This window comes from Acidovorax sp. GW821-FHT11A03, from assembly GCF_058809075.1.
This window is the reverse complement of record NZ_JBXASG010000004.1, coordinates 337,625-357,940: the sequence shown is the minus strand read 5'-3', so window position 1 is coordinate 357,940 and position 20,316 is coordinate 337,625. Positions and strand designations below refer to the sequence as shown.

Annotated in this window: 19 protein-coding genes and 1 pseudogene; 15 read left to right on the top strand and 5 right to left on the bottom strand. The window is 69.3% G+C overall.

Annotation, left to right across the window (positions count from 1 at the left end; genetic code table 11):
• Positions 1-157: 157 nt before the first annotated feature.
• The 7 genes from ubiU (at position 158) to ubiD (ending at position 6,069) form a co-directional block, all read left to right on the top strand.
• Positions 158-1,192 carry a ubiquinone anaerobic biosynthesis protein UbiU gene (gene ubiU, locus AC1RVY_RS12045; RefSeq protein WP_492806702.1) on the top strand — a complete coding sequence of 345 codons (1,035 nt, stop codon included), beginning with the start codon at positions 158-160 and terminating at the stop codon, positions 1,190-1,192.
• 193 nt (positions 1,193-1,385) lie between these two features.
• Positions 1,386-2,315, top strand: a complete 930-nt coding sequence (locus tag AC1RVY_RS12040; RefSeq protein ID WP_492806701.1) for a U32 family peptidase — start codon at positions 1,386-1,388, stop codon at positions 2,313-2,315.
• Positions 2,316-2,333: 18 nt separating this feature from the next.
• Positions 2,334-2,954: a PAQR family membrane homeostasis protein TrhA gene (gene trhA / locus AC1RVY_RS12035; RefSeq protein ID WP_369640893.1), complete on the top strand. Its 621-nt coding sequence runs from the start codon at positions 2,334-2,336 to the stop codon at positions 2,952-2,954.
• An 18-nt stretch (positions 2,955-2,972) separates the two neighbouring features.
• On the top strand, positions 2,973-3,500 hold the full coding sequence (gene ubiT, locus AC1RVY_RS12030; protein ID WP_369640892.1) for a ubiquinone anaerobic biosynthesis accessory factor UbiT: 528 nt from the start codon (positions 2,973-2,975) through the stop codon (positions 3,498-3,500).
• A gap of 3 nt (positions 3,501-3,503) precedes the next feature.
• Entirely contained in the window at positions 3,504-3,914 is a 411-nt protein-coding gene (locus AC1RVY_RS12025) for a putative zinc-binding protein (protein WP_218339368.1), read from the top strand.
• Entirely contained in the window at positions 3,907-4,503 is a 597-nt protein-coding gene (locus AC1RVY_RS12020) for a UbiX family flavin prenyltransferase (RefSeq protein ID WP_492806700.1), read from the top strand. The genes AC1RVY_RS12025 and AC1RVY_RS12020 overlap by 8 nt, the downstream gene beginning before the upstream one ends.
• Positions 4,504-4,581: 78 nt before the next feature.
• Positions 4,582-6,069, top strand: a complete 1,488-nt coding sequence (gene ubiD / locus AC1RVY_RS12015; protein WP_492806699.1) for a 4-hydroxy-3-polyprenylbenzoate decarboxylase — start codon at positions 4,582-4,584, stop codon at positions 6,067-6,069.
• Positions 6,070-6,102: 33 nt separating this feature from the next.
• Here the strand turns inward: ubiD and AC1RVY_RS12010 are convergent, their stop codons facing one another.
• Together AC1RVY_RS12010 and AC1RVY_RS12005 are read right to left on the bottom strand one after the other, a co-directional pair.
• Positions 6,103-6,909, bottom strand: coding sequence for a VOC family protein (locus AC1RVY_RS12010; protein ID WP_492806698.1), 807 nt, complete (start codon positions 6,907-6,909; stop codon positions 6,103-6,105).
• A gap of 34 nt (positions 6,910-6,943) precedes the next feature.
• Positions 6,944-7,543, bottom strand: coding sequence for an OsmC family protein (locus AC1RVY_RS12005; RefSeq protein WP_218297045.1), 600 nt, complete (start codon positions 7,541-7,543; stop codon positions 6,944-6,946).
• Between the two features lie 300 nt (positions 7,544-7,843).
• Between AC1RVY_RS12005 and AC1RVY_RS12000 the strand changes: the two genes are divergently transcribed.
• The 7 genes from AC1RVY_RS12000 to AC1RVY_RS11970 are packed head-to-tail and all read left to right on the top strand — an operon-like array spanning position 7,844 to position 15,628.
• Positions 7,844-9,553 carry a TIGR04028 family ABC transporter substrate-binding protein gene (locus tag AC1RVY_RS12000; RefSeq protein WP_492806697.1) on the top strand — a complete coding sequence of 570 codons (1,710 nt, stop codon included), beginning with the start codon at positions 7,844-7,846 and terminating at the stop codon, positions 9,551-9,553.
• Positions 9,554-9,613: 60 nt separating this feature from the next.
• Positions 9,614-10,552, top strand: a complete 939-nt coding sequence (locus AC1RVY_RS11995) for an ABC transporter permease (RefSeq protein WP_492806696.1) — start codon at positions 9,614-9,616, stop codon at positions 10,550-10,552.
• Between the two features lie 11 nt (positions 10,553-10,563).
• Entirely contained in the window at positions 10,564-11,544 is a 981-nt protein-coding gene (locus tag AC1RVY_RS11990; RefSeq protein ID WP_492806695.1) for an ABC transporter permease, read from the top strand.
• Positions 11,541-13,250 (top strand): dipeptide ABC transporter ATP-binding protein, encoded by a 1,710-nt coding sequence (locus AC1RVY_RS11985; RefSeq protein WP_492806694.1) that lies wholly within the window; start codon positions 11,541-11,543, stop codon positions 13,248-13,250. The genes AC1RVY_RS11990 and AC1RVY_RS11985 overlap by 4 nt, the downstream gene beginning before the upstream one ends.
• A complete protein-coding gene (locus AC1RVY_RS11980) occupies positions 13,192-14,325 on the top strand; it encodes a putative FMN-dependent luciferase-like monooxygenase (protein WP_492806693.1) in 1,134 nt (377 codons plus the stop codon). The genes AC1RVY_RS11985 and AC1RVY_RS11980 overlap by 59 nt, the downstream gene beginning before the upstream one ends.
• The gene (locus AC1RVY_RS11975; protein WP_492806692.1) at positions 14,322-15,020 is read left to right on the top strand and encodes a CMD domain protein; all 699 of its coding nucleotides are present in this window, start codon (positions 14,322-14,324) and stop codon (positions 15,018-15,020) included. The genes AC1RVY_RS11980 and AC1RVY_RS11975 overlap by 4 nt, the downstream gene beginning before the upstream one ends.
• Complete coding sequence (locus AC1RVY_RS11970) at positions 15,017-15,628, top strand: alkylhydroperoxidase domain protein (protein ID WP_492806691.1); 612 nt, start codon at positions 15,017-15,019, stop codon at positions 15,626-15,628. The genes AC1RVY_RS11975 and AC1RVY_RS11970 overlap by 4 nt, the downstream gene beginning before the upstream one ends.
• A gap of 218 nt (positions 15,629-15,846) precedes the next feature.
• Here AC1RVY_RS11970 and AC1RVY_RS11965 read toward each other — a convergent pair whose 3' ends face one another.
• Complete coding sequence (locus AC1RVY_RS11965; RefSeq protein ID WP_492806690.1) at positions 15,847-16,617, bottom strand: right-handed parallel beta-helix repeat-containing protein; 771 nt, start codon at positions 16,615-16,617, stop codon at positions 15,847-15,849.
• A 218-nt stretch (positions 16,618-16,835) separates the two neighbouring features.
• Positions 16,836-17,577 (bottom strand): annotated as a pseudogene (locus AC1RVY_RS11960) (SOS response-associated peptidase).
• Positions 17,578-17,773: 196 nt separating this feature from the next.
• On the opposite strand from AC1RVY_RS11960, the gene AC1RVY_RS11955 reads away from it, so the two are divergent.
• Positions 17,774-19,075, top strand: a complete 1,302-nt coding sequence (locus AC1RVY_RS11955) for an acyl-CoA dehydrogenase family protein (protein WP_492806689.1) — start codon at positions 17,774-17,776, stop codon at positions 19,073-19,075.
• A gap of 83 nt (positions 19,076-19,158) precedes the next feature.
• On the opposite strand, the gene AC1RVY_RS11950 is transcribed toward AC1RVY_RS11955, so the two are convergent.
• Positions 19,159-20,313, bottom strand: coding sequence for a diguanylate cyclase (locus AC1RVY_RS11950; RefSeq protein WP_255590965.1), 1,155 nt, complete (start codon positions 20,311-20,313; stop codon positions 19,159-19,161).
• Positions 20,314-20,316 lie beyond the last annotated feature (3 nt).

Sequence of the window (20,316 nt, the reverse complement as noted above, 5' to 3'; positions counted from 1 at the left end):
GGCGGGCATGGGCGGCCGGGCCGCGTCAAAGTCCGACTGCATTGCTCTGGCATTGTGCACTCCGGTTGATGAAGATCAGCCGGCGCGCGCAGCGGCCTCGGTATGGTGCCACCCAGTGCTTGGGCTCCCACCGGGGGCCTGCGTTTGAACCAGAGCCATGGAACCCCACAACCCTGCAGAGGCCGCGCCCGCCCTCGAACTCGTCTGCCCCGCCGGCAGCCTGCCCGCGCTCAAGGCGGCGGTGGACCATGGTGCCAGCTGCGTCTACCTGGGCCTGCGCGACGCGACCAACGCGCGCAACTTCGCGGGCCTGAACTTTGACGAGGCGGCCATCGCCAGCGGCATCGCCCATGCGCATGCGCGTGGCTGCAAGGTCTTCATGGCGCTCAACACCTACCCGCAGGCCGCCAACCCGGGGCCGTGGCGCAGCGCCCTGGACAAGGCGGTGGACCTGGGCGTGGACGCGGTCATCCTGGCCGACCCGGGCCTCATGCAATACGCGGTGCGGCGCCACCCCCGGCTGCGGCTGCACCTGTCGGTGCAGGGCTCGGCCACCAACTACGAGGCCATCAACTTCTACCGCGAGCAGTTCGGCATCGTGCGCGCCGTGCTGCCGCGCGTGCTGTCGATGGAGCAGGTGCGCCAGGTCATCGACCGCACGCCCGTGGAGATCGAGGTGTTCGGCTTTGGCAGCCTGTGCGTGATGGTCGAGGGGCGCTGCGCGCTGTCGTCGTATGCGACGGGCGAATCGCCCAACACGCACGGCGTGTGCTCGCCCCCGAAGGCCGTGCGCTGGGTGGAAACGCCGCAGGGCCGCGAGTCGCGCCTGAACGGCGTGCTGATCGACCGCTATGCGCCCGGCGAGAGCGCCGGCTACCCCACGCTGTGCAAGGGCCGCTTCGACGTGGGCGGCGACGAGAACTACTACGCCATCGAGGAGCCCACCAGCCTCAACACCCTGGAGCTGTTGCCCCAGCTCGTGAAGATGGGCGTGCGCGCCATCAAGATCGAAGGGCGCCAGCGCAGCCCGGCCTACGTGGCCCAGGTCACGCAGGTCTGGCGCGAGGCCATCGACCAGTGCCTGGCCCACCCCCACCGCTACGCGCCCAAGACGCGCTGGATGGCCAGCCTGGACCAGGTGGCCGAAGGGCAGCAGCACACGCTGGGCGCCTACCACCGCCCCTGGAAATGAAGAACAACCCCCTGATGCGCTTCGCGCCTTCCCCCTTCTCTCGCCTCGCTTGCGCGATGCGGGAAGGGGGACACCGCCAGCGCGGCGGGGCGGCCCTTGCGCGGCGGTCGCTGGCTTGGGCCGCGCCAGATTCGAACTCCATGCGCCGCTCCCAGCATCTGGATCCCACGATCAAACCCCTGAAGCCCGCCCCATGAAACTCTCTCTCGGCCCCCTGCTGTACTACTGGCCGCGCGACACCGTGTTCGCGTTTTACGAAGCCATGGCCGCCACGCCCGTCGACGTGGTGTACCTGGGCGAGACAGTGTGCTCGCGCCGCCATGAGCTGCGCCTGGCCGACTGGCTGGCGCTGGCGCGCATGCTGCGGGACGCGGGCAAGGAGGCCGTGCTGTCCACCCAGGTGCTCATCGAATCCAGTGCGGACGTGGGCCTGCTGCACAAGATCACGGCCAACGGCGAGTTCACCGTGGAGGCCAACGACATGGGCGCCGTGCACTGCCTCTCGCGGCCACCCACCGGGCCGCGGGCCTTCGTGGCCGGGCCGCACCTGAACCTGTACAACGCGCACTCGCTGCAGTGGATGGCGCAGTTCGGCGCCACCCGCTGGGTGATGCCGGTGGAGATGTCGCGGGACGCGCTGTCGGCCGTGCTGGCGCGGCGCCCGCAGGGCCTGGAGACCGAGGTCTTCGCCTACGGGCGCATGCCGCTGGCGTACTCGGCGCGCTGCTTCACCGCGCGCCACCGCAACCTGCCCAAGGACGACTGCCAGTTCAGCTGCCTGCAGCATGCCGACGGGCTGCCGCTGCGCACGCGCGAGAACGAGGGCTTTCTCGTGCTCAACGGCACGCAGACGCAATCGGCCCGCGTCTACAACCTGGCCAACGAACTGGCGGGCCTGCGCGCCTGCGGCGTGGACGTGCTGCGCCTGAGCCCGCAGGCGCAGCACATGCCGCAGGTGGTGGCCGCGTTTGACGAAGCCCGCCACGCGCGCGCCCCCGAGGCGGCCTGCGACCTGGTGGAGCGCATGCAGCCGCTGATGCCCGACCTCCCCTGCGACGGCTACTGGTTCGGCCGCCCGGGCCTGGAGCAGGGGCGCGTGCGGAGCGCCGTGGCGCAGTCCTGACCCGCGGGCCCCCATCGCATGTACGCCGGAGAACGCTTCAACAGCATCAGCCACCTGGCCGGGGCCGTGCTCGCCACGGCGGGCGCGGCCGTGCTCATCACGCTCGCGGCGCGCCTGGGCGACCCGTGGAAGGTGGTCGCCTTCAGCATCTACGGCGCCATGCTGGTGGCGCTGTACGCCGCGTCCACCGCGTACCACAGCGTGCGCCGGCGCGCCGTCAAGGCCGTGCTGCAAAAGCTCGACCACTGCAGCATCTACCTGCTGATCGCCGGCAGCTACACCCCGTTCGCGCTCGTGTCGCTGCGCGGCCCCTGGGGCTGGTCGCTGCTGGGCGTGGTGTGGGGCCTGGCGCTGCTGGGCATCGCGCAGGAGATCTGGTGGGCGCGCGGCGCGCGGGCGCTGTCGCTGGCCATCTACGTGCTCATGGGCTGGCTGGCGCTGGTGGCCGTGGTGCCGCTGTGGCGGGCGCTCACGCCCGGGGGCTTTGGCTGGCTGCTGGCGGGCGGGGCCTGCTACACGCTGGGCATCGTCTTTTACGCGCTGGACCACCGCGTGCGCCATGGCCACGGGCTGTGGCACCTGTTCGTGCTGGGCGGCAGTGCCTGCCATTTCTTCACCGTGTTCTTCTACGTGGCCTGAGCGCCCGATTCCTACCCTATGGCTGCTTTCTCCTCTTCGCCTTCGAACCCGCGGGTGGTTCCCCCTCCCGTGGGGGCCGTGCTGTCGCGCCTGCCCGCCTACCCGGGCTCGGTGCTGCTGGTGACGGCGCTCAACCTCGCGTTGGCCCGGCACCTGCCCCCCGACGTGGGACGCCTGCTGTTCGACAAGAAGATGCGGGTGCAGGTGCGCGATGCGCGCCTGGCGTTCGACTTTGCCTGGACCGGTCAGCGTTTCGCGCCCCATGCCCCGCTCGCGGCGCCCGCCGTGGCGGACCTGACGCTCAGCGCCACGGCCCACGACTTCCTGCTGCTCGCCCAGCGCCAGCAGGACCCCGACACGCTGTTCTTCAGCCGCCGCCTGTCGATGGAGGGCGACACCGAACTGGGCCTGGTGGTGAAGAACGCGCTCGACGCCATCGAGCTGCCGGTGCTGGACCCGCGCCAGTGGGCGCAGAGGCTGGCACCGCGCCAGGTGCTGGACCACCTGCGGCGCCGCCGGGGCCCTGCGCCACGCCACGGAGGGTGAGCGATGACCCCCCACCAGGCCCTGAACCACCCCCTCGTCTACTCCTGCTCGGGCTGCTCCAGCGCCGCGCAGCTGGCCAACCATGTGGCGCTGCGTCTGGACCGGCACGGCGTCGCCGAGATGTCGTGCATCGCCGGCGTGGGCGGCGATGTGCCGCACCTGCTGAAAACCGTGCGCTCGGGCCGGCCCATCATCGCGCTCGACGGCTGCCCGCTGGTCTGCGTGAAAAGCACGCTCGCGCGCCACGGCATCACCGCCGACCGGCACTACCAGCTGCAGCACTACGGCGTGAAGAAGCGCGCGCACGAAGACTTCGACCCCGTGCAGGCGGCGCTCGTGCTGGAGCAGGTCGAGGCCGACCAGCAGGCGCAACCCCTGCGCGCCCGGGCGGCCGAGGGCGCGCCCCATGGCTGAGCCCGTGCCCACCCGCCGCATCATCGTCGCCATCTCGGGCGCCAGCGGCGCCGTGTACGGCGCGCGCCTCCTGCAGGTGCTGCAGGGTCAGGGCGGCATCGAGACGCACCTGGTCGTCTCCGACGCGGGCTGGCGCAACCTGCAGCACGAGCTCGACCTGGACCGCCCCGCCGTCGAGGCCCTGGCGCACCGCGTGCATGACGTGCACAACGTGGGCGCGGCCATTGCCAGTGGCTCGTTCCAGTGCCATGCGATGGTGGTCGCACCCTGTTCCATGCGCACGCTGGCCGCCATCGCGCATGGGCTGGCCGACAACCTGCTCACGCGCGCGGCCGACGTGGCGCTCAAGGAACGCCGCCGCCTGGTGCTGATGGTGCGCGAATCGCCGCTGCACCTCACGCACCTGCGCAACATGGTCGCCGTGACCGAGATGGGCGGCATCGTCTGCCCGCCGCTGCCGGCCTTCTACCTGCGCCCGCAGACCGTGGGCGAGGTGGTGGACTACAGCGTGGCGCGCGCGCTCGACCTCATCGACGTGCCCCACGACCTGGCGCCACGCTGGTCGGGGCTGGAACTGAATGCTCCTTAATTGATAGCTATTGGCGCAGAATTTATAAGCGCTACAGGCTGATTTCATTCAAAGTCAAAATCAAAATCTGGTACTGATATGGCCTACCGCGACCTGCGCGACTTCATGGCCCAGCTCGAAGCCACGGGCGACCTGCGCCGCGTGCGCGAGCCCGTGTCGCCGCGCCTGGAGATGACGGCGCTGAGCGACCGCGTGCTGCGCGCGGGCGGCCCCGCGCTGCTGTTCACGCAGCCCACGGGCCACGCGCTGCCCGTGCTCACCAACCTGTTCGGCACGCCCGGCCGCGTGGCCCGCGCCATGGGCGTGGCCGACCTGCACGGCGTGCGCGCCCTGGGCGAACTGCTGGCCACCCTCAAGGAGCCCGAGGCACCCCGCAGCGTCAAGGACATGCTGGCCATGGGCCCCTTCCTCAAGACGCTGTGGCACATGGCGCCGCACACCGTGGCCCGGGGCGCGCCCTGCCAGCAGGTGGTGTGGGAAGGGCCGGACGTGGACCTGGCCCGCCTGCCCGTGCAGCACTGCTGGCCGGGCGACGTGGCCCCGCTCATCACCTGGGGCCTGACCATCACGCGCGGGCCGCGCAAGGCGCGGCAGAACCTGGGCATCTACCGCCAGCAGGTGCTCTCGCGCAACCAGGTCATCGTGCGCTGGCTGGTCCATCGGGGCGGCGCGCTCGACTTCGCCGACCACTGCGCCGCGCACCCCGGCCAGCCCTACCCCGTGGCCGTGGCGCTGGGTGCGGACCCGGCCACGCTGCTCGGCGCGGTCACGCCCGTGCCCGACTCCTTGAGCGAATACCAGTTCGCCGGCCTGCTGCGCGGCGCACGCACCGAGGTCACGCCCGCGCTGGGCGTGCCCCTCTCGGTGCCCGCCACCGCCGAGATCGTGCTCGAAGGCCACATAGCGCCGGACGCGAGCCACGCGAGCGGCTGGCAGCATGCGCTGGAGGGGCCCTACGGCGACCACACCGGCTACTACAACGAATGCGCCGAGTTCCCCGTGCTCACCGTGGACCGCATCACGATGCGCAAGGACGCGATCTACCACAGCACCTACACCGGCAAGCCGCCCGACGAGCCCGCCGTGCTGGGCCTGGCGATGAACGAGCTGTTCATCCCGCTCCTGCAAAAGCAGTTCCCCGAGATCGTGGACTTCTACCTGCCGCCCGAGGGCTGCAGCTACCGCATGGCCGTGGTGAGCATCCGCAAGGCCTACGCGGGCCACGCGCGGCGCGTGATGATGGGCGTGTGGAGCCACCTGCGCCAGTTCATGTACACCAAGTTCATCGTGGTGGTGGACGACGATGTGGACGTGCGCGAATGGAAGGATGTCGTCTGGGCCATCACCACCCGCATGGACCCGGCGCGCGACACGCTGCTGGTGGAGCACACGCCCATCGACTATCTGGACTTCGCCTCCCCCGTGAGCGGCCTGGGCAGCAAGATGGGGATGGACGCCACGAACAAATGGCCCGGCGAAACCCAGCGCGAGTGGGGCCGGCCCATGCGCATGGCCGACGCGGCCACGGCCCGTGCGGAGCAGTTGTTCACGGCGCTGGGGCTCTAGGACCGCCAGCCGCGCAGCCACTCGGGAGGACTCTTACGCCGCCGCGAATTCGATGGCCGCGCCATGGGTGCGGTCTGCCGTGGGAGGCGCCGGCGTGGCACCGTCGGTGGCCAGTACCAGTGCGTATGGGCCCTCGCCCCGCGTGCCCAGTTGTGTGCTGGCTGCATGGTCTGCCGTGCCCGGTAGGGGCCCTGCCTGCGTCAGCACCAGGGTGCTGCGCCCGAGGGTGACCGTGCCCACCCGCGCGCCCGTGCCGGGCTGCAGGAAGGGCGCGCTCACGTTGGCGGCCTGGGCCTCGCCCAGCAGGGCGCGGTAGTGGGCCAGGCTCGCATCCAGGTCCTTCACGGCCAGGGCCAGGCTGGCCACGCCGCGGGCGCCGTTGGGGTGCACGCGGGCGTTGCCTTCGGGCACGCGCAGAGCGCGCGGGGTCTTGTCGCCGCACAGGAAGGGCAGGTCGTGCGACGGGGGGCGCGCCGTCTGCCACCGCAGGCGCTCGCCATCGGGCCGCACGCGGCCGCCGTCGTGGGGGCCGCTGTAGGCCAGGCCCCGGTCCTTGGCGCCGGCCACCGTGGTGGCGGTGTCGGGTGGCAGCAGCGCGAAGTCCACGATGCCGTCGCCGTGCGCATTCAAGAGCTCCCACCAGCGCTCGCCGGGCGATGGCGAGCGCCAGGCGATCAGCTCGAAGTAAGCGCCGTCCGCGAAGACGACCAGCGCGTTGTAGGTGGGTCGGCCGGGGTGCTCCCCGCCCTGCAGCACGTTGAATCCGAGGGCGCGGTAGTCGGCGATGGTCTGGTCCAGATCCTTCACCGCGATCACGATGTGGTCGAGTGTCAATGCCATGGTGGCTGGGTTCCTTGCGTGGTCAATCGGCGGGTCAGGCGGGCACGGCTTCGGCGGCTGCGGAGGGCTGTGCGGCAGGCAGCGGTGCGGCGGCGCCGGAGTTGGTGAGCGCCACGCTGGCGCGCACCTGCTGCGGGTTGCGCAGCAGGTTCAGGATGGGGCAGGTGCGTTCCACCGCCTCGAACAGTGCGTCGATGTCGGCCCGGCTCGCGGGCGAGTCGATGTGCACCGTGTAGGCGATGTCGTGCGGCCAGATGGGCGTCTGTTCGTGCCCGGGCTTGCCGCCGCGCGGGTCGATCACGCCGCTCACTTCCACCTCCAGGCTGGTCAGCGGCACCTGGCGCGAGGCGGCCTGGATCAGGAAGATGTGCGTCACGCAGCTGCCCAGCACACCCAGCTGCAGCTCCGGCGAGCTGGGGCCCAGGTTGTAGCCCGCGAAATCGGGCGGGCTGTCGCTGATCACCTGGTGGTCGCGGATGCGGATGCGGCGCACGCCGCTGCGGCCTTCGGCGCTCACGCGGGCTTTCAGGGCCGCGGGCTGCGCCGTGCCGCGCTCGATGGCCGCGTCGCGCGCGAGCACGGCGGCGCGCTTCTCGGCCAGGTAGTCGTTGAGGGGGGCGGGGGAGTGGGACATGTGGCGGTGTTCTTTCCAACCGCTTGCGGCCTCGGACATCGGGCACGGAACAAGCAGCGTCGTGGGGAGATTGTTGGGAGCCGCACCCGTGAAGCCAACAAAGAAAACCGTGCTCGCATATGCAGGTTCCAGATAAGCGCGGAGGGCGGTTTGCTGCATCGTTTTCCGCATATCGATGCTACTTAATACATGCATGCCCGGGCCTGCGCACCGATAGCATGAATACACATGAACTGGCTCCGCCGCAGTGTGCACACCGTGCCGATGCCTGCGACGAAGGGGGCCGGATGTGTCATTTCAATGCCTGCGCGGCGACGAGGTCAAAACGTGTTTCTTGCAAAGAAAAAATCGGTGGGATGGTGGGCAGTGGGCGTATCGGCCGTGGCCCTGGGCGTGCTGGTGGCGGGCTGCTCCAGACAGGCCAGCGAGCCAGCCGCCTCCACCAGCGTGGTTGCCGACCAGCCCGTGCAGGGCGGCACGCTGGTGTACCTGGAGCAGCAGGCGCACACCAACCTGTACCCGCCGGCGGGGGGCTTCTACCCGAACGGCGGCATCCTCAACCAGATCACCGACAAGCTCACCTACCAGGACCCGAAGACGCTGCAGATCCAGCCCTGGATCGCCGAGTCCTGGACCGTGAACGACACGGCCACCGAGTACACCTTCAAGCTGAAAAAAGGCGTGACCTTCTCGGACGGCACACCGCTCGATGCCGCCGCCGTGGCCAGGAACTACGACACCTACGGCCTGGGTAACAAAGAGCTCAAGTTGCCGGTGTCCGAGGTGATCAACAACTACGACAAGAGCGAGGTCGTGGACCCGCTCACCGTCAAGTTCTACTTCAAGAAGCCCTCGCCGGGCTTTCTGCAGGGCACGTCCGTCATCGGCTCGGGCCTGGTGTCGCTGGCCACGCTGGCGCGGCCTTTCGAAGAGCTGGGCGACGCGACCAAGATCGTCGGCTCGGGCCCCTTCGTGGTGACGGCCGAGACGCTGGGCAAGGAGCTCACGCTCACCGCCCGCAAGGACTACGCCTGGGGCCCGGCCCAGCACGCCCACCAGGGCAGGGCGCGGCTCGACGAGATCAAGCTCATCGTCACGCCCGAAGACAGCGTGCGCATCGGCGCGCTGCTGTCGGGCCAGGCGGGCTTCATCCGCCAGGTGCAGGCCTATGACGAAAAGCGCGTGTTGGACCAGAAGTTCGAGATCTACGCGCCCTCCACGCGCGGCGTGAACAACAGCGTGGTCTTTCGCCCCGACAACGCGCTGGTGGCCGATGTGAAGGTGCGCCAGGCGCTGCTGCACGCCACCAACACCAAGGAGATCGTGCAGACCCTGTTCTCGGCCAACTACCCGCAGGCCACCTCGGTCATCGCGTCCACGGCCTTGGGCTACGTGAACCTGTCGGCCAAGCTGGGCTACGACGAGGCCAAGGCCCAACAGCTGCTCGACGACGCCGGCTGGAAGATCAATGCCAACGGCCTGCGCGAGAAGGATGGCAAGGAGCTGGTGCTGGCTGCGTACGAGTCGCCGCCGCAGCCGCAGAACAAGGAAACCCTGCAGCTCGTGGCGCAGCAGTGGGCCAAGGTGGGCGTCAAGCTCAACGTGCTGGCGGGCGACTCGGGCAGCCGCACGGTGGACAGCCTCGACCCCGAGAAGACCCCCGTGGCACCCGGCATGGTGGGCCGCGCCGACCCCGACGTGATCAAGAGCAACTACTACCCGACCAACCGCAACGTGCTGCTGCAAAAGGGTGGCGTGAGCAGCAAGGTCAAGTCGTTCGAAGACACGAAGCTGAACGGTTTGCTCGAAGCCATCGCCGCCGAGACCGACCCGGCCAGGCGCCTGGCGTTCACGGCCGATGTGCAGAACTACCTGATCGACCAGGCCTATGTGATCCCGGTGTTCGAGGAGCCGCAGGCCTTCGCAGGCGCACCTTCGGTCAAGGGCGTGGAGTTCGAGGCCGTCGGCCGCCCCAGCTTCTACGGCACATGGATTGCGGCAAAGCACTGAGCTCTTGAGGGCACCCACCTCGCAGGCTGGATGTCCTTTGCCACACAAGGAAAGTCCGACATGTTCAAGTACCTTGCCAACCGCGCGGGGCAGGCCCTGCTGGTGCTGTGGGCGGCGTTCACGGCATCGTTCGTGTTGCTGCAGCTGCTGCCCGGCGATGCCATCCTGATCAAATTCCTGAACCCCGAGCTGGGCCTGGGGCCGCAGGAGATCGCGGACATTCGCGCAGCCTACGGTGCGGACACGTCCGTGTGGCAGCAGTATCAGCACACACTGCTGGGCTTCGTCAGCGGCAACTTCGGGTACTCGGTGCAGGCGGGGGTGCCGGTGAGTCAGGGGCTGGCCACCAACCTGCCGCCCACGCTGCGACTGGCGGGGCTGGGTTTTGCGGCGGCGCTGCTGCTGGCGGTGGTGCTGGCCTTTGCCTCGCAGCTCACGCGCTGGGGCTGGCTGCGTTCGGCGCTGCAGTCGCTGCCTTCGCTGTTCATCTCGGTGCCGGTGTTCTGGCTGGGGATCGTGCTGATCCAGGTGGTGTCGTTCCGCCTGGGGTGGATTCCGGTGATCAACCCGGGCAAGTGGCAGGGCCTGGTGCTGCCCACGCTCACGCTCGCCATTCCCATTGCCGCGCCGCTGGCGCAGATCTTGATCCGCAACATCGACGAGGTGCTCACGCAGCCCTTCGTGGCCGTGGCGCGGGCCAAGGGCGCGACGCGCCAGTGGGTGCTGTGGAAGCACGTGGCGCGCAACGCGGTGCTGCCCACGCTGACGATTGCGGGCGTGCTGTTTGGCGAGCTACTGGCTGGGGCCGTGGTCACCGAGGCAGTGTTCGGCCTCAACGGCCTGGGCAGCCTCACGCAGCAGGCCGTGGGCAACCAGGACACCGCCGTGCTGCAGGCCGTGGTGGTGGTCTCGGCCACGGCCTTTGTCTTCATCAACCTGGTGGTGGACCTGCTCTACCCCGTGTTCGACCCCCGCTTGCGTTCGCGCCTGGGCACCTGAGGAGATCCCGCATGACCACCACGTCTTCGACCGCCCACCTGGGCGCTTTCACGGGCACCGCGCAGCCGGCCCCACACCGCTTTGAGCGTGCCGTGGCGGCGCCTGCTGCTGTCGTGGTGCCCACGGTGCCCATTCCGGCCGCCCCGCCGCCGCGCGCGCACGGTGGCACGTGGGTCCACCGCTTGCTGCAGCGCGCGCGCAGCGCACCCCTCAGCCTGTGGCTGGCCTGGGGCGTTCTTGCGCTGGTGGCGCTGTGGGCCGTCGCGCCCGGTGTCTTTACCAGCTACAGCGCCACGGTGGGCGTGGCCGGCCAGCAACTGCAGGCGCCGTCGGCCGCGCACTGGCTGGGCACGGATGCGCTGGGGCGCGACGGCTATGCGCGGCTGGTGTTCGGTGCGGTGCATTCGCTGTCAGGCGCGTTCCTGGCGGTGGCGGTGGGGCTGGTGCTGGGCACGCTGCTGGGCGTGCTGGCCGGCTCCATTGGCGGCTGGGTCGAGGACGTGATCATGCGCACCGTCGATGTGCTGCTGTCGGTGCCGTCGCTGCTGCTGTCGCTGTCGATCATCATCATCCTGGGTTTTGGCACGCTGAATGCGGCGGTGGCCGTGGGCGTGGCGTCTGTGGCCAGCTTTGCGCGGCTTACCCGGTCCGAGGTGGTGCGCGTGCGCCGCTCCGACTACGTGGAGGCGGCCTTTGGCAGCGGCGGGCGCTTTGGTGCCGTGCTGTGGCGCCATGTGCTGCCCAACTCGTTGACCTCGGTGATCGCCATGGCGGCGCTGCAGTTCGGCTCGGCCATCTTGTCGATCTCGACGCTGGGGTTCCTGGGCTACGGCGCACCGCCGCCCACCCCCGAATGGGGCCTGCTCATCGCGGAAGGGCGCAACTACATTTCCACGGCCTGGTGGCTCACCACCGTGCCCGGGCTGGTGGTGGTGGCCGTGGTGCTGGCGGCCAACCGCATCAGCGCGGCGTTGACGAAGGGGCGCGCATGACCACCATCGACCAGGCCGTGGCGCTGCCGCTGGTGCTGGAGGTGGAGAACCTCTCCATCGCCTACCGCGACAAGGACCATGAACAGCGTGTCGTGCACGGCGTGTCGTTCGCCATCGCGCCCGGCGAGGTCGTGGCGCTGGTGGGCGAGTCCGGCTCGGGCAAGACCACCACCGCACAAGCTCTCATCGGCTTGCTGGCCGACAACGGCCGGGTGGAACAAGGGGCGATCCGGCTCAACGGGACGGACATTGCGGGCTGGTCGCCCGACCGCTTCGACACCGTGCGCGGCCGCGTGGTGAGCCTCATCCCGCAAGACCCGACCAGCTCGCTCAACCCCGTGCGCACGGTGGGCGAGCAGGTGGGCGAAATTTTGAAGATCCACCGCTACGGCGACCGCCAGGCCATCGCACAGCGCGTGGTCGAGCTGCTGGCTAAGGTGGGCCTGTCGCAGCCCGAGCTGCGTGCGCGGCAGTACCCGCACGAGCTGTCGGGCGGCATGAAGCAGCGCGTGCTGATCGCCATTGCCATTGCGCTGCAGCCCGCGCTCATCATTGCCGACGAGCCCACCAGCGCGCTCGACGTGACGGTGCAGCGGCGCATCCTCGACCTCATCGACGAACTGCGCAGCGAGTTCGGCACCGCCGTGCTGCTGGTCACGCACGACCTGGGCGTGGCGGCCGACCGCGCCAACCGGCTGGTGGTGCTGCAGGGCGGGCGCATCCAGGAGCAGGGCGACACGGCCAGCGTGCTGCGCAACCCGCACAGCGCCTACACGCGCAAGCTGCTGGCCGATGCGCCGTCGCTTGCGCAGGGGGCATTTCGCCCGGCCCGGACGGTAGCCGCCAACGACGCGCCCGAGCGGCCCGAGGACTTCGCCATCGTGGTCGAGGGCCTGGTGCACGACTTCGACGTGGCTGGGCACAAGCAGCTTTTCCGCGCGGTGGACGGCGTGTCGTTCCGTGTGCGACGTGGCACCACGCATGCCATTGTGGGCGAGTCCGGTTCGGGCAAGACCACCACCATCCGCGACGTGGTGGGCTTTCGCCAGCCAACGGCGGGCCGCATCGTCATCGAGGGCACGGACCTCACCACCCTGCGCGGGGAGGCGCTGCGGCAGTTCCGCCGCACGGTGCAGCTGGTCTACCAAAACCCGTTCAGCTCGCTGGACCCGCGCCAGACCATCTTCCAGATCATCGAAGAGCCCCTGCTCAATTTCGACCCGCTGCCCGCCGCCGAGCGCGCGCAGCGCGTGCACGACATCTTGGCCCGCGTGGGCCTGCCGCCCGCCGTGCTGGAGCGCCGCTCGCGCGCCCTGTCGGGCGGCCAACGCCAGCGCGTGGCCATTGCGCGCGCGCTGGTGCTGCAGCCGCGCGTGCTGGTGCTCGACGAGGCGGTGTCGGCCCTGGACGTGACGGTGCAGGCGCAGATCCTGGCGCTGCTGGAGACGCTGCAGCGCGACCTGGGCCTGACCTACCTCTTCATCTCGCACGACCTTGCCGTGGTGCGCCAGATCGCGGACACCGTCTCGGTGCTGCAGGGCGGCCGCCAGGTGGATGCGGGCCGCGTGGAAGACGTTTTCCTGCGCCCCGGCAGCGATTACACGCGTGAACTCATCGAAGCCATTCCCGGAAAGAAAAACCAGCACCATGACCCTCTCCCTGACCTCCCCAACGAAACGCCTCGGGTTCTTCAGCAGGCTGCTTGACGATGCCCCGGCCGGCGAACGCTACCGGCTGGTGACCGAGCAGATCGCCCATGCCGAGGCCTTCGGCTTCGACTCCGCCTGGGTGGCGCAGCACCACTTTCACGAGCACGAAGGTGGCCTGCCCTCGCCTTTCGTCTTCCTGGCCCACGTGGCGGCGCGCACGCGGCGCATCCGCCTGGGCACCGGCATCGTGACCCTGCCCATGGAAAACGCGGTGCGCGTGGCCGAGGACGCCATCGTGCTCGACCTGCTTTCGGGCGGACGCCTGGAGCTGGGCGTGGGCACGGGCGGCACGCCCGAGTCGTTCGCGGCCTTCGGCATCACCAGCGATGACCGCAGCGCGGTGTATGCGCGCCACCTGGCCTTGGTGCGTGAGGCCTGGGCTGGTCGCCCCCTGCCCGGTGGCGACCGGCTGTACCCGGCGGCCGAGCAGCTGCTGGGCCGCATCTGGCAGGCCACGTTCTCGGTGGCGGGCGGCGAGCGCGCGGGGCAGGCAGGCGACGGGCTCATGCTGTCGCGTACCCAGCCGCGCACGGTCGAGGCGCCCGGCGCCTCGCTGTCCGACCTGCAGCACCCCATCATCGATGCCTACCTGGCCGCACTGCCCGGCGGCGCCACGCCGCGCATCGTCGGCTCGCGCAGCCTGTTCGTGGCCGACGACCGCAAGGAGGCTTTGCGCCTGGCAGACACCGGCCTGCGCCGTGCCGCCGCGCGTTTTGCCGCGGCCGCGCTGCAACCCGGCCAGGCGCCGCGCCCCGGGACCGACGCGTCCCTGGAGGCATTGATCGCCGCGTACGACGTGCATGTGGGCACGCCCGACGACGTGATCGCCTCGCTGCAGGCCGACACGGCGCTGGCGCGCGCCACCGACATCGTGTTCCAGGTGCATTCGGTGGACCCGCCGCATGCGCACATCCTGCGCTCCATCGAACTCACGGCCACGCGCGTCGCGCCGGCGCTGGGCTGGGTGCGCAAGCACACCGGCGCTGCCACCACCACTCCCATCACTGCAGCCGCAGCCACCACGGCACCCACACCAACAGCATCCTCCACCCGCACCGAGGCCATTGCATGAGCACCCCTGCCCCCATTCCCTCCCCCGGCGCTACGCCGCTCGCTGCGGCATTGCCCGACGTGATCGACCTGCTCGCCGGCATCGAGCCCGGCGACCACCTGGACACCATCCGCCGCCACCGCCTGGAGGCGCGCACCCATGCGCAGGAGAGCTACCGCGCGTTGTTCGCGCCCACCGCCCCGGCGCCGGGCACCGTCACGCTGGCCGAGCGCCTGGCGGTTGCGGCTTTCGTCGCAGGCCTGCACCAGCAGCCGGACGCCGCGGTGTTCTATGCCGCGGCGCTGGTGGCGCAGGACGCGGTTGGGGGGCTGGCCTCCGCCATCGCAGCCGAGGTCAGCCGGGGCGCGGCGCAGGGCCCGTACGGCCACTACCCCGCCGGTCTGCTGAGCCGCGAAAACACCGACGGCCCGGCCTACACCGTGGGCGATGCGCAGCGCGCCGTGTTGGGCCTGCGGCTGTCGGCGGGCCTGGCGCATGCGCACCTGCTCACCTTCCACCCGCGCGACGCGAGCCCCGAGGCCTTGCAGGCGCTGCTGGACGCAGGCTGGCCGGCCACCGACATCGTGATCCTGTCGCAGCTGGTGGCGTTCCTGTCGTTCCAGATCCGCGTGGTCGTGGGTTTGCGCCTGCTCGCAGCGCACCCGGCACCTGCCGCTTCGTCATCCACACACCGCACCGCAGAGGCCCAGCCATGAGCGATACCGCTGTCATCACCCACCCCGGCAACCATGAGCCCACGGCCTTCACGCAGGCGCAGCTCGAATGGCTGCCCTGGCTGCCGCCGCTGCCCGAGGACGAGTTGACCGAGCGCCACTACGCCGGCCTGGTGGACGCGGCACGCGCCAAGTCGCCCTACTTTCGCCTGCTGGCGCGCGACCCGGACACGCTGGGCGCGCGCACCCGCACCGACAAGGACATCTTCTACAACCCCGATGCAGGGCTGCCCCGGGCAGAGCGCGAGCTGTCGGCCACGGCCACCTCGCGCGCCAACGGCTGCATCTACTGTGCGTCGGTGCATGCGCGTTTTGCCGCGCACTTCTCGCACCGCCAGGCCGATGTGCAGCGGCTGCTGGACGAGGGTGTTGGGGCCGATCTCGACCCGCGCTGGAACGCCATCGTCGCGGCCTCGGTGGCCCTCACCGCCACGCCGACGGCGCTGGACGGCACCCACATCGAGGGCCTGCGCGCTGCAGGGCTTGATGACTTCGCAATCTCCGACGCGCTGCACGGCGCGGCGTTCTTCAACTGGGCGAACCGGCTGATGCTGTCGCTGGGGGAGCCTCAGCTTCCGTTGGGCGGATAGACCAGTCCATCGCGAGTGGTGTTGTGGGCGATGAGGTCTGGATGGTATGGCGTGCAATCTTTACGCCCGGCGCTGACGGTAGGGAATGCGCTGGCGTTTCAAATAGTGGAGAGTTGCCGCTGTTCCACTTCTTGTGATTGATCATGGGTTAAAAAAGTGCAGGCATATCCCACCCGAAATGGGTCGGGGGGAATACCTGGATGGAACTCAGCGCATTTTCAGTAGTGCGGTATAGATCCGGTGGGAGGCGCACCGTCGCTCAAGTTGCCAACGACCATATTGTCTCCATAAGACAAGAGGCTTCCGCCTAGGTTGTTATAGGCCGTATCGTTGGCCACTATGGTGGACCCCCGCAGATAAGTCACGCCGCCACGGGTGGTGATACCGTAGGTGAAACCTCTTACAGATACGTTGCTGACGGTAGTGATGGAATTGGCGGGGCCAATGTGGATACCGTAGCTGCCGGCCGTCGTCGCATTCGTCATTTGAACGTTACGGACATCCATACGCCCATTGACGGCACCCACAGCCATATTAACGCCGTACAGATAACCGTCGATGGTGCTGTCTTCTACTACAACATATTTGCCCGCAAGGTACCGTACTGCGCTCACTGCACCAGACGTGCCCGTGAATGTAAGCCCGCGCAACACAACAACATCGGTCGCCCCTGCATTGATCAGGATGCCCGTGGTGCCACTCCCGGTCAATACGCCCGCGACATGACCACCTCCATTGATGGTGATGGATTTTGTAATGGTGACTCCTCCATAGCCCCCATCATCCATGACGTCTATCTCGCCGCCTGGCGCCGTTTTACTAATTGCTCCGGCAAATGTTTTGCAGGGGGCTGTCCGGCTGCAGGGGTTGGCGTCATCTCCAACGCCTGACACCCAGGTTCGTGTTGCTTGCGCGTAGACCGAGGAACTCAATCCCAGCAAGAGCGCGACCGACAGCAACATTCCCCATTTTGAGAAAGAATTTTTCATGTTGATCTCTTTCGTTTAGTCTAAACATGAACCAACCGCCTATAGATCGTGTTGATTGACTGGCACCACGTTCCCGCGCGGGGGCTGGCAAACCCGCACACAAACGAGTGTATTGATTTGTATCCTCCATGTACAACGAATTGCACCCGAGGTGCTGGCGCAGACGGGTGGTCGATGGAAGTCGTAACCAGGCTCTTGCAGTATTGGAGTTGAAGATTTCAGTTCAGGAATCCTGGCGGCCTTCTGTCCCCCCTACTTTTCTACGGGGTTGGCCAGGAGCCAGTTGGCCGCGTACTGGCGCATGAATTCCTTGGCCTTGTCGGGGCGGGCCGTGAGCCAGGCGTCGTAGGCGCCTTCGTTCAGGATGGCGGGCATGCTCTTTTCGCTGCCCGGTTGCTGGTAGCGGTGCAGCAGCGCGTGGTTGTTGGCGTTCACGGTGAGCAGGCAGTAGCTCACGATCACCTCGCCACCGGCTCCCTGCCAGCGGGCCCACAGCCCGGCCACGCCCATGGGCTTGCCGTCCACGCGGGAGATGCGCGTGGGCACGGCCTTGCCGGAGCGGAAGTCGTCTTCATAGAACGCCATCATCGGCACGATGCAGCGCTGGCCGTTCAGCCAGGCATCGCGGAATGCCGTGCCGGTGGAGGCCAGGTCGGACTTGGCGTTGACCAGCTTGGGGGCGCGCAGCTTCGCGTCGGACGCCGACTTGACCCAGTGCGGCACCAGCCCCCACTGCGCGGGCACCAGCACGCGGGCGGCGGCTGCCTTGTCGTCCACAGCCGGTGCTGGGGCCTGTTCGCCCCGCGGGGTGGCCATGGCCGCCGCGGCGGCTGCATGCACGATGAAGCCGCCCGGCTTGCGCGGCCACAGGTGGCGCTCGTCGGGTGCCGGCGGAGGTTCCACCGCGAATGCCTCGCGGTAGACGTCGGCGGGGTGCAGGGTTTCGTAGTGCGTGCTCATCGTGCGATGGTACCGGCCTGCTGCGCGATCCATGGAAAAAATGCCCGCTATCGCCGGATTGGCAAGCGCTGGCAGCTATGAAATGAGGAGCGTTCCAGAGCAGGCAGCGGGCTGGGGCCGCGGTGTGCGTGACCTGCGTCAAGCCCGGTGTCGCCTGCGTTGTGACGCGTGCCCGTGCGGTTTTCACAATGGCCGCATGGACTTCGCACCTTCGCCCCTGGCCCGTGAACTGCATGACCGCCTCGTGGCGTTCATGGACCGCTATCTGCTGCCCTACAACGCCGCCTGGCATGCGGCCGCGCTGGCGGGCGACTACCCGCCGCCCTTCGTGGAAGACCTCAAGGCCCTGGCCCGCGAGGAGGGGTTGTGGAACCTGTTCCTGCCCACGCTGGGGCCCGACGAGCCCGGCACCCGCCTGTCCAACCTCGACTACGCGCCGCTGGCCGAGGCGATGGGCCGCCTGCCCTGGGCCGCCGAGGTGTTCAACTGCCAGGCGCCGGACACCGGCAACATCGAGCTGCTGCACCGCTTTGCCACGCCCGCGCAGCGTGCATGCTGGCTGCAGCCGCTGCTGCGTGGCCAGATGCGCTCGGCCTTCGCCATGAGCGAGCCGGATGTGGCCTCGTCCGACCCCACCAACCTGCAGACCACGGTACGGCGCGAAGGGGATGTGCTGGTGCTCAGCGGCCGCAAGTGGTTCATCACGGGGGCGGCGCATCCTCAGTGCCGGCTGTTCATCGTGCTGTGCCGCAATGCCGGCGCAGACGGTGGCGGCGGCGAGGCTCCGAGCCACGCGCGCCACAGCATGGTGCTGGTGCCCGCCGCCACGCCGGGCCTGCGGGTGGTGCGCAACATCAGCGTGCTGCACCACCACGCCCCCGAGGGGCATTGCGAGGTCCTGCTGCAGGATGTCCGGGTGCCGGCCGACCACCTCCTGGGCGACTGGGGCGCGGGGTTTGCGATGGCACAGGCGCGCCTGGGGCCGGGGCGTGTGCACCATTGCATGCGCACCATCGGGCAGTGCGAGCTGGCGCTGCGCCTGGCCACCGAGCGCGCGCTCGAACGCACGGCCTTCGGCAAGGCGCTGGCCGAGCAGGCCAACGTGCAGGAGTGGATTGCCGAGTCGCGCATCGAGATCGACCAGGCGCGGCTGCTGGTGCTGCATGCGGCCTGGTTGCTGGACCAGGGCGATGCCGCCGATGTCCGCCAGGTGCGTGCCCAGGTCGCGGCCATCAAGGTGGTGGCCGCGCGCCTGCAGCAGCGCGTGGTGGACCGCGCCATGCAGATCTTTGGCGCCATGGGCCTGTCGCCCGACACGCCGCTGGCCGCGTTCTGGACCTGGGGCCGCGCGCTGCGCCTGATGGACGGGCCCGACGAGGTGCACCTGCGCAGCGTGGCGCGCCACGAGCTGGCCCAGGTGCGCGGCCAGCTGGGCGCGTCGACCGCCTACTTCACCACGCCGGAGCAGATGCGCGCCCCGCCCCGCCTGCGGACCTGAAAGCGCCCGCCGGGTGGCGGCTTTGCCCGCGTCCTTCGCGGCGCAGGTCGCGGTCGTGGGCACGCGCGGCATGCCGCCCCATGTCAAGCCCGGGCGCCGAGCGAGACCGCGCCCCGTGGGCCGGACGGCGCCACCACGACGCGGTTGCGGCCCAGCGACTTGGCGGTGTAGAGCGCCTGGTCCGCGCGCTCCAGCGTGAGCTCCACCGTGTCGCCCGGCAGGTGCAGCGCCAGGCCGGCCGACACGGACAGGCGCAGCACGCCGGTGGAGTGCGGGATCTCCATCGCGGCCACGGCCAGGCGCACGCGCTCGAGCAGGTCGCGCGCATCGTCCAGATGGGTGTCCGACAGCATCAGCACGAACTCTTCGCCGCCCCAGCGGGCCAGCACGTCGGTGTCGCGCACGCTCGCGCGCACCACGCCGGCAAAGGCCTGCAGCGCGCGGTCGCCGGTGGCATGGCCGTGGCTGTCGTTGACACGCTTGAAGTGATCGATGTCAAGTTCCGCCAGCAGCATGGGGCGGCCGCTGCGCAGGCTGCGCCGATGCTCCAGGTCCATCAGGTCGAGCATCGCGCGGCGGTTGGGCAGGCCCGTGAGCTCGTCGCGCGTGGCCAGCTCGCGGTTGACGGCGAGGGCGTGGGCCAAGGCCTCGCGCTGCTCGCGCAGCCGCGCGCGGATGCGCTGGATGCGCAGGTTCAGCGCGATGCTGCCGCCCAGCACGATGAGCACCATGAGCGCATAGGCGGTGTCCAGGTAGCCGAATGGGCTGGCGCTGAAACGGGTGGTGGCGGCCACGGCGCAGGCAAAGGCCAGCAGCGCATATACGCCGATGCCGATGACCTCGGCCACGGTCAGCCCGAAGGTGCCGAAGAACAGGATCATGGCCAGCACGCTGGGCACCACGCCGCGCGCATCGCCTGCCAGCACGTAGGCCACGGCGCCGCTGGTGATGGTCCAGACCATCTGGGGCACGGTGAGCGAGGGGTCGTTGAGCCGGGCGGTCTCGCCCGAGCGGATGAACGCCGTCATCACCACGAGCCCGCCCACTGAAATGGCGGCCCACCACTGCACGGCGGCGGCGTTCACCGCGCTGCTCGCCATCGACACCAGCAGCATCACGCCCGCGCTGCTGGACATGAGCGCCAGCGCGAGCAGCGCCATGCTCACCAGCGTGCGCCGCCGGGGATCGGTCGACAGAACCACATCCCTGAGGCGGCGCCGGCGGGAAGATGTGCGCAAGAT